This window comes from Streptomyces recifensis (assembly GCF_002154615.1).
Lineage (GTDB): Bacteria > Actinomycetota > Actinomycetes > Streptomycetales > Streptomycetaceae > Streptomyces > Streptomyces griseoluteus.
The window spans coordinates 1-8,875 of sequence record NZ_MUNH01000209.1; the positions used below are offsets into that span (position 1 = coordinate 1).

The 8,875-nt window shown below is 71.7% G+C and carries 6 protein-coding genes; 4 read left to right on the forward strand and 2 right to left on the reverse strand.

Features of this window, described 5'->3' with window-relative positions; translation table 11 throughout:
* Positions 1 to 997, forward strand: a 997-nt coding sequence (locus CCN33_RS12615; RefSeq protein WP_086693722.1) for a hypothetical protein, incomplete at its 5' end; no start/stop codon positions are given.
* Positions 998 to 1,012: 15 nt separating this feature from the next.
* On the opposite strand, the gene CCN33_RS12620 is transcribed toward CCN33_RS12615, so the two are convergent.
* Positions 1,013 to 1,486 (reverse strand): NUDIX hydrolase, encoded by a 474-nt coding sequence (locus CCN33_RS12620; protein ID WP_208621733.1) that lies wholly within the window; start codon positions 1,484 to 1,486, stop codon positions 1,013 to 1,015.
* 200 nt (positions 1,487 to 1,686) lie between these two features.
* On the opposite strand from CCN33_RS12620, the gene CCN33_RS12625 reads away from it, so the two are divergent.
* Complete coding sequence (locus CCN33_RS12625) at positions 1,687 to 4,989, forward strand: S8 family serine peptidase (RefSeq protein WP_086693724.1); 3,303 nt, start codon at positions 1,687 to 1,689, stop codon at positions 4,987 to 4,989.
* Positions 4,990 to 5,320: 331 nt separating this feature from the next.
* Positions 5,321 to 6,337, forward strand: coding sequence for an aspartate-semialdehyde dehydrogenase (locus CCN33_RS12630; protein ID WP_086693725.1), 1,017 nt, complete (start codon positions 5,321 to 5,323; stop codon positions 6,335 to 6,337).
* Positions 6,338 to 6,382: 45 nt separating this feature from the next.
* Here CCN33_RS12630 and CCN33_RS12635 read toward each other — a convergent pair whose 3' ends face one another.
* On the reverse strand, positions 6,383 to 6,877 hold the full coding sequence (locus CCN33_RS12635; protein ID WP_086693726.1) for a DUF1203 domain-containing protein: 495 nt from the start codon (positions 6,875 to 6,877) through the stop codon (positions 6,383 to 6,385).
* 113 nt (positions 6,878 to 6,990) lie between these two features.
* On the opposite strand from CCN33_RS12635, the gene pepN reads away from it, so the two are divergent.
* A partial coding sequence (gene pepN, locus CCN33_RS12640; protein ID WP_086693727.1) for an aminopeptidase N occupies positions 6,991 to 8,875 on the forward strand: 1,885 nt, incomplete at its 3' end.

Below are 8,875 nucleotides of genomic sequence, written 5' to 3' on the forward strand. Positions count from 1 at the left end.
CCTCACCGAGGTCCACCGCCGGGTCCTGACCGCCGCCCAGTTGCGCACCCACGGCGTGACGACGGCCGAGCTGAACGAGCGGTGCCGGGCCGACGGCCCCTGGCGGCTGCTGCTGCCCAACGTGGTCCTGCTGCACTCCGGGTCACCCACGAGCGAGGAGCGCCTGCACGGCGCGCTGCTGTACGCCTCCCGCGAGTCCGTGCCCGGAGTACCCGCCCAGCCCGGCGCCGGCGACCCGCACCGAGGGGCCTACGCCGAGGCGATGCTCACCGGCCTGGCCGCCCTCGCCCTGCACGGCCTGCCGTCCGCACCCCCGTTGCTCGGCCTGGAGCGGATCGACGTCCTGGTCCCCAGGCTGCGCCGGCTGCGCTCGACCGGTTACGTACGGGTGGTGCGCACCCCCGACCTCCCGGTGGCGCGCCCCGTCTCCGGCCTGCCGGTGGCGCCGGTGGCGCGTGCGGTGGCGGACGCGGTGGCCCACCTGACGGACGCGGACACGGTACGGCGGCTGCTGACCGAAGCGGTGCGCGACGGCCACTGCGATCCGGCGGCGCTGGTGCGGGAGTTGACCGATGCCAGGCTGATGGGCCGGGCCCATGTGGTGGACGCGGTGGACTCGCTGGTGGCCGAGGGCCGCGCGGTGGCCGAGGACCGGCTGTACCGGATGGTCACCGGGTACGGGCTGCCCGACCCGGTGTGGAACGTTGACCTGCGCCTGCCCGGCGGCCCCCACCTGGGCGGCCTGGACGCCTACTGGCCCGAGCAGGCGGTCGCCGTCGAGCTGGACACCCGCGCCCCACGCCAGGACGAGGACGCGACCTGGTCCGAGTACGCCCGCAAGCGGGAGCACCTGGAGCGGCTCGGCATCACGGTCGTCCACATCACCCCGAAGAAGCTGAGGGAGTCGGCGGAGCAGCAGGCCGCGGTGGTCCGTACGGCCCTCATGGCCGCCGGCGACCGCGACCCGGCCGCGTACGTGGTCGTACTGCCCCGCTAGTCCCGCCTGTCCCGCTCAGCGGGTCCCGACCGGCGGGCCGGGGTCGAGGCGGCCGGTGGGCGGGCGGTCACGCCACAGGCCGAGGGCGGTGTCGATCAGGGAGACGCGGGTCAGGCCGGGCACCGCGTCGAGGTCGTGCCAGGCGGCGAGGTCGGTGGAACCGCGCACCTCGTAACGGAGTTCGCCTCCGGTGACGTGCGCCGCGTACAGCAGCCGGACGCCGTGGTGGTCGACGGCGCGGCCGGGGAAGCGGCCGGGGAGCACCGCCCGGTTGGTGTGCACGCCGAGCAGGTCGGTGACCTCCACCTGGTAGCCGGTCTCCTCGGCCACCTCGCGGCGCACGGTGTCGTACGGGTCCTCGCCGAACTCGGCGCCGCCGCCCGGCAGCACCCACTCGTGGCCGCCGCCCCGCGCGGGCGAGCGGGCGAGCAGGAGCTGTCCGTCGCGGACACACACGGCGTAGGCCGCCACCCTCAACTTGCGTCTCATGACGGGACGTTAGCGCGACCGCTGCGGGAACCGAGTGAATTCGGGCTTATTCGGTCCCCACCCGCACACATCGCATCGCGGGTTTTCCCCATACATGGATCTCGATTCGGTCAACGAACCCCGAAAACCAGTCGCTTGGGAAAAGCTGCGCTGGTCCGGCACTGGACCTCGCGGACAACCCTCACCGACTAAGGGATGCGATGACCCACTCCCCCGACCGTGACCCGATACCCGGCCCGAGACGCCTGGCGCGCCTGACGCTGGCCGCCGGTGTGGTCGCCGCCCTCTGCGCGGCCGGCCCCGTGCCCATGGCGCTGGCCGCCGACGCGCCGCCCGCCCAGGCCGCCGACCCCGGCGCCAAGTCCGCGCCCCGCAAGCTCGGCGCCGACGACGCCGACCGGCTCGCGGAGGCCAAGGCGGACGGCGCCAAGAGCGTCACGATGATGATCGCCACCGCGCCGGGCTCCACCGAGCAGGTCACCTCCCAGCTCGACGCCGCCGGCACCGTGGGCCGCACTTTCGACAAGGTCGGCTACGTCCGCGCCACCGTCCCGACCGCCAAGGCCGACGCGGTCATCGCCGCCGCGGCCAAGCTGTCCTCGGTGCACGCGATCGACCTGCGCCAGGAGATCCCGCTGGACGACCCGGCGCCGGGCGCGGACACCGCGAAGGACGCCGAGAACGCCCGTGCGGCGGCGACCTACCCGGCGCCCGGCAGCAAGACCCCGGCGAAGAACCCGTACAACCCGTCCTTCGAGACCGGTGCCGTCGACTTCGTCGAGGACCACCCGAAGGCGGACGGGCGCGGGGTCACCATCGGCATCCTGGACTCGGGGGTGGACCTCGGTCACCCGGCGCTCCAGAAGACCACCACCGGTGAGCGCAAGATCGTGGACTGGGTCACCTCCACCGACCCGGTGAGCGACGGCGACGGCACCTGGCGCCGGATGACCGCGGCGGTGTCCGGCCCGTCCTTCTCCGTCGGCTCGGGTGCGAACGCGGAGACCTTCAAGGCCCCGGCCGGCGCGTACAGGTTCAACTACCTGTACGAGTCCGCCACCACCGGCGGCGACATGAAGGGCGACCTCAACCGCGACGGTGACACCACCGACGCCTGGGGCGTGCTGTACGACCCGGCCACCGGCACGGTCCGCGTCGACACCGACGACGACCTGGACTTCACGAACAACCCGCCGATGAAGCCGTACAAGGACGGCTACCAGATCGGCTACTTCGGCACCGACGACCCGAAGACGGACGTCGTCGAGCGCATCCCGTTCGTGGTGGAGATCCGCAAGGACGTCGTCTACAACTCCTCGGGCGCCAAGGCGGACTACGTCAACATCGGCGTCATCGAGTCCGAGCACGGCACCCATGTCGCCGGCATCACCGCGGCCAACGGGCTGTTCGGCGGGAAGATGAACGGTGCCGCTCCGGGCGCCAAGATCGTCTCCTCGCGCGCCTGCACCTGGTCCGGGGGCTGCACCAACGTCGCCCTGACCGAGGGCATGATCGACCTGGTGACCAACCGGGGCGTGGACATCGTCAACATGTCCATCGGCGGTCTCCCGGCGCTGAACGACGGCAACAACGCCCGCGCCGAGCTGTACACCCGGCTCATCGACACCTACGGCGTCCAGCTCGTCATCTCGGCCGGCAACTCCGGCCCCGGCGCCAACACCATCGGCGACCCCGGCCTCGCCGACAAGGTGATCTCGGTCGGCGCCGCCATCTCCAAGGAGACCTGGGCGTCGAACTACGGCTCGGCGGTTCGGACCCCGTACGCGCTGATGCCGTTCTCCTCGCGCGGCCCGCGTGAGGACGGCGGCTTCACGCCGACCATCACCGCGCCCGGCGCCGCGATCAACACCACCCAGACCTGGCTTCCGGGCTCCCCGGTGGCCGAGGCGGGCTACACCCTGCCCGCCGGTTACTCGATGCTCCAGGGCACCTCGATGGCCTCCCCGCAGGCGGCCGGCGCGAGCGCGCTGCTGCTCAGCGCCGCCAAGCAGAAGAACATCGACCTCACCCCGGCCGTGCTGCGCACCGCGCTGACCTCGACCGCGCACCACATCAAGGGCGCGCAGGCGTACGAGGAGGGCTCCGGCCTGATCGACGTGGTGGACGCCTGGACCGCGATCCGGCTCGGCGCGTCGGCGCACGAGTACACCGTCAAGGCCCCGGTCGACACCGCGATCGACTACGCCCTGAAGACCCCCGGCTTCGGCACCGGCCTCTACGACCGCGAGGGCGGCCTGAAGTCCGGCCAGCGCAAGACGTACGACGTCACGGTCACCCGCACCACCGGCGCGGACCGCGCGGTCTGGCACCTGCTGAGCTTCGCCAACGACCCGGAGCACACCTACCGCGTCGTCGGCAGCCCGCTGGTGAGGCTGCCGCTGAACGAGCCGGTCACCGTCAAGGTGGAGGCCGCGCCGAAGTCGGCCGGGCTCAAGAGCGCGATCCTGCGCGTGGACGACCCGCTGACCGTGGGCGTCGACAAGCAGATCCTCGCCACGGTCGTGGTGGCGAGCCCGGTGGACTACACCCGCTCCTTCTCCGCCTCGGTGCAGCGCAACAGCACCACGTCGTACTTCCTGACCGTGCCCGAGGGCGCGAAGTCGCTGGAGGTGGCCATCGGCGGCCTTGAGTCCGGCAGCCAGACGCGGTTCATCGCCATCCACCCCTACGGGACGCCGGTCGACAACACCAGCACCCCGTACTGCTACAACAACTACCTCGACGGCAACGGCTGCAAGCCCGACGTCCGCTCCTACGCCGACCCGCAGGCCGGTGTCTGGGAGGTCGAGGTCGAGGCGCGCCGCACCTCGCCCCTGCTGGACAACCCCTACAAGCTGGACGTCTCCGTGCTCGGCGCGGTCTTCGACCCGGAGACCGTGACCGTGCCCGAGGCCGAGGTGGGCGTCCCGGCCACCGCGTCCTGGAAGGTCACCAACAAGTACGCCGCGCTCGACGGCAAGCTGGTCGGCGGCCCGCTCGGCTCCGCGAAGGCCGCCCGCCCGGCGATCAAGGAGGGCGAGACCGCGACCACCACGGTCGACGTCCCGGCCGGCGCCAAGTCGCTGGACGTGGCCATCGGCAAGGTCTCGGACCCGGCCGCCGACCTCGACCTCACGGTCTACGACGCGTCCGGCAAGGTGGTCGGCACGTCCGCCGACGGCGACTCGGAGGAGGCGGTCTCCGTCCCCTCCCCCGCCGCGGGCACCTACACCGTCCAGGTCGTGGGCTACTCCGTCCCGGCCGGCTCCACCGACTACGACTACCGGGACGTGTTCTTCTCCGACACCCTCGGCGCGGTCACGGTCGACGGCTCGGCCCCGGTGAAGCTCGCCACGGGCGCCTCCGCCACGGTGACCGGCCAGGTCACGGCCGCCGCGGAGGCCCCGGCGGGCCGGGAGTTCTTCGGCCGCGTCCAGCTCGTGAACGCGCGCGGCACGGTCGCGGGCACCGCGAGTGTGCAGATCGGGAAGGTCACGCCGTAACCGGCTGATCCCCTGGCTGAGGGGGCGGGTGTCCTGGTGGGCGCCCGCCCCCTCGGCGTGTGCGGTGTACGTCACACCTCCGTATGGCGGTGGGCCGGACGGGCAGGGACCGGACAGCACGGCTTGCGGCCGAGGGGTCCGGGGGAGGGAACTTCTGCGGCCGCTCCCGGCGCGGGACCGCAGGTCCGCAACCGTCTGGGACGGTACGGGTGTCCCTCACATCGGGCACACCCGTACAAAGGATTGGACACGCGGCCCTGTGTCGGCCGCATGATGGAAAAGTGCCGGTCAAGCAAGTGACCCGGTACTGGGACAGACAGAGGGAGTCGTCGTGAGGGTCGGAATCGTCGGAGCCACCGGTCAGGTCGGCACGGTCATGCGCAAGATCCTCAAGGAGCGGGACTTCCCGGTCACCGAGCTGCGCCTGTTCGCCTCCGCCCGCTCGGCCGGGACGGTGCTGGACGGCGTGACGGTGGAGGACGCCTCGGCCGCCGACTACTCCGGCCTGGACATCGTGCTCTTCTCGGCGGGCGGTGCCACCTCCAAGGCGCTCGCGGAGAAGGTCGCCGCCCAGGGCCCGGTCGTGATCGACAACTCCTCGGCCTGGCGCCGGGACCCCGAGGTGCCCCTGGTGGTCTCCGAGGTGAACCCGCACGCCATCGCGGACCGCCCCAAGGGCATCATCGCCAACCCGAACTGCACCACGATGGCCGCGATGCCGGTGCTGCGCCCGCTGCACGAGGAGGCCGGGCTCGAGGCGCTGGTCGTCGCCACCTACCAGGCCGTCTCCGGCTCGGGTCTCGCGGGCGTGGCCGAGCTGCACGGGCAGGCGCAGAAGGTCATCGCCGACGCCGACAAGCTGACGCACGACGGCGGCGCGGTGGACTTCCCCGAGCCGGCCGTCTACAAGCGCCCGATCGCCTTCAACGTGCTCCCGCTGGCCGGGTCCATCGTGGACGACGGCCTCCACGAGACCGACGAGGAGCAGAAGCTCCGCAACGAGTCCCGCAAGATCCTGGAGATCCCGGAGCTGAAGGTCTCCGGCACCTGTGTGCGCGTCCCGGTCTTCTCCGGCCACTCCCTCCAGGTCAACGCCCGCTTCGCCCGCCCGATCTCCGTCGAGCGCGCGACCGAGCTGCTGGCGCAGGCGCCGGGTGTCGCCCTCTCCGAGATCCCGACCCCGCTCCAGGCGGCCGGCCAGGACCCGTCGTACGTGGGCCGCATCCGCGCCGACGAGACGGTGGACCACGGCCTCGCCCTGTTCATCTCCAACGACAACCTCCGCAAGGGTGCCGCGCTGAACGCGGTGCAGATCGCGGAGCTGGTGGCGGCCGAGCTGAAGAGCTGAGTCCACCGGGGGGGCGCGCGCCGGGCTCGGCGCGCGCCCCCTCTTTCACGCCCTGCGCACCTCGTACAGGAAGCACCCGTACTCCACCGCCCTGACGTGCACCAGCGCCACCTCCGGGTCGGCGAACGCCTCGCTCAGGGCCGCCTCGAAGTCCCCGGGCGGGGTGACCAGGCGGCCGCCGAGGATGTGGCCGGCACGGGAGTAGCGGCGCAGGACGCGGTGGGCGTCGGTGAAGGCGAGCCCGCCCCGGGGCGCCGGTCCGCCGCAGGGCTCGGCGTGGATGAACACCGGGCCCCGCTCGTCGTACGCCCCCGGTTCGGCGCCGGTGTCCGCCGCCCAGCGGCGCAGGGGCGCGTAGGAGACCAGGGCGATGCGCTCCCCCCGCTCGCTCCGGCGCAGACAGCAGCGCAGCGGGGCGCCGCCCTCCGCGTCGGTGACGGCGGTCGTCGGGCGTCCGGCGTCGTCCGAGGCGCGCAGTTCCGCGAGGACCGGTTCCGTGATGGCCCGCGCGGCGTGCCGGGGCGTGGTGTGTGTCGTCATGTGTCCCAGGCTGGTCCCTGGAAAGGCCCGGTGACCGGCGGGACAAGGACATCGCGTTCGCGGATCTCCCGTGGAAGGATGGCGCAACCCACACATAACGAGGAGATGACCGCGTGCCTGGCACAAACCTGACTCGGGAAGAGGCGCAGCAGCGGGCCGACCTGCTCAGCGTCGACTCGTACGAGATCGATCTCGACCTCACCGGCGCGCAGGAGGGCGGCACCTTCCGGTCCGTCACCACCGTGCGCTTCGACGTGGCCGAGCCCGGCGCCGAGTCCTTCATCGACCTGGTGGCACCGGCCGTGCGCGAGGTGACGCTGAACGGGGACGCGCTGGACCCGGCGGAGGTCTTCAAGGAGTCCCGGATCGCGCTGCCCGGTCTGCTCGAGGGCCGCAACATCCTGCGGGTGGTGGCCGACTGCGCGTACACCAACACCGGTGAGGGTCTGCACCGGTTCGTGGACCCGGTCGACGAACAGGCTTATCTGTACACGCAGTTCGAGGTGCCGGACGCGCGGCGCGTGTTCGCCAGCTTCGAGCAGCCGGACCTCAAGGCGACGTTCCGCTTCACGGTGACCGCGCCCGAGGGCTGGACGGTGATCTCCAACTCCCCGACGCCGGAGCCCAAGGACAACGTCTGGGCGTTCGCGCCGACCCCGCGCATCTCGACGTACATCACCGCGCTGATCGTGGGCCCGTACCACTCGGTGCACAGCGTGTACGAGAAGGACGGGCAGTCCGTGCCGCTCGGCATCTACTGCCGGCCCTCGCTCGCCGAACACCTCGACTCCGACGCGATCTTCGAGGTCACCCGGCAGGGCTTCGACTGGTTCCAGGAGAAGTTCGACTACGCGTACCCCTTCGAGAAGTACGACCAGCTCTTCGTGCCGGAGTTCAACGCGGGCGCGATGGAGAACGCGGGCGCGGTGACCATCCGCGACCAGTACGTCTTCCGGTCCAAGGTGACCGACGCGGCGTACGAGGTGCGGGCGGAGACGATCCTGCACGAGCTGGCGCACATGTGGTTCGGTGACCTGGTCACCATGGAGTGGTGGAACGACCTGTGGCTGAACGAGTCGTTCGCCACCTTCACCTCCATCGCCTGCCAGGCGTCGGCGCCCGGCTCCCGCTGGCCGCACGCGTGGACGACGTTCGCCAACTCGATGAAGACGTGGGCGTACCGCCAGGACCAGCTCCCCTCCACGCACCCGATCATGGCCGAGATCCGGGACCTGGACGACGTCCTGGTCAACTTCGACGGCATCACGTACGCCAAGGGCGCCTCGGTGCTGAAGCAGCTCGTGGCGTACGTCGGTGAGGACGAGTTCTTCCGGGGCGTGCAGGCGTACTTCAAGCGGCACGCGTTCGGCAACACGCGCCTGTCCGACCTGCTGGGCGCCCTGGAGGAGACCTCCGGGCGCGATCTGAAGACCTGGTCGAAGGCGTGGCTGGAGACGGCCGGGATCAACATCCTGCGTCCCGAGCTTCAGACCGACGCGGACGGTGTGATCACGTCCTTCTCGGTCCGCCAGGAGGCCCCGCCGCTCCCGGCCGGCGCCAAGGGCGAGCCGACGCTGCGTCCGCACCGCATCGCGATCGGCCTGTACGACCTGGACGACGCGGGCAAGCTGGTCCGGGTGAAGCGGGTCGAGCTGGACGTGGACGGCGAGCTGACGGCCGTGCCCGAGCTGACCGGCGTGCGCCGTCCGGCCGTGGTCCTGCTCAACGACGACGACCTGTCGTACGCGAAGGTCCGCCTGGACGAGGAGTCCCTCGCGGTCGTCACCGAGCACCTCGGTGACTTCACGGAGTCGCTGCCGCGCGCGCTGAGCTGGGCCTCCGCCTGGGACATGACGCGGGACGGCGAGCTGGCCACCCGTGACTACCTCTCGCTGGTGCTGTCCGGCATCGGCAAGGAGTCCGACATCGGTGTCGTGCAGTCCCTGCACCGGCAGGCCAAGCTGGCGATCGACCTGTACGCCGACCCGGCCGCCCGCG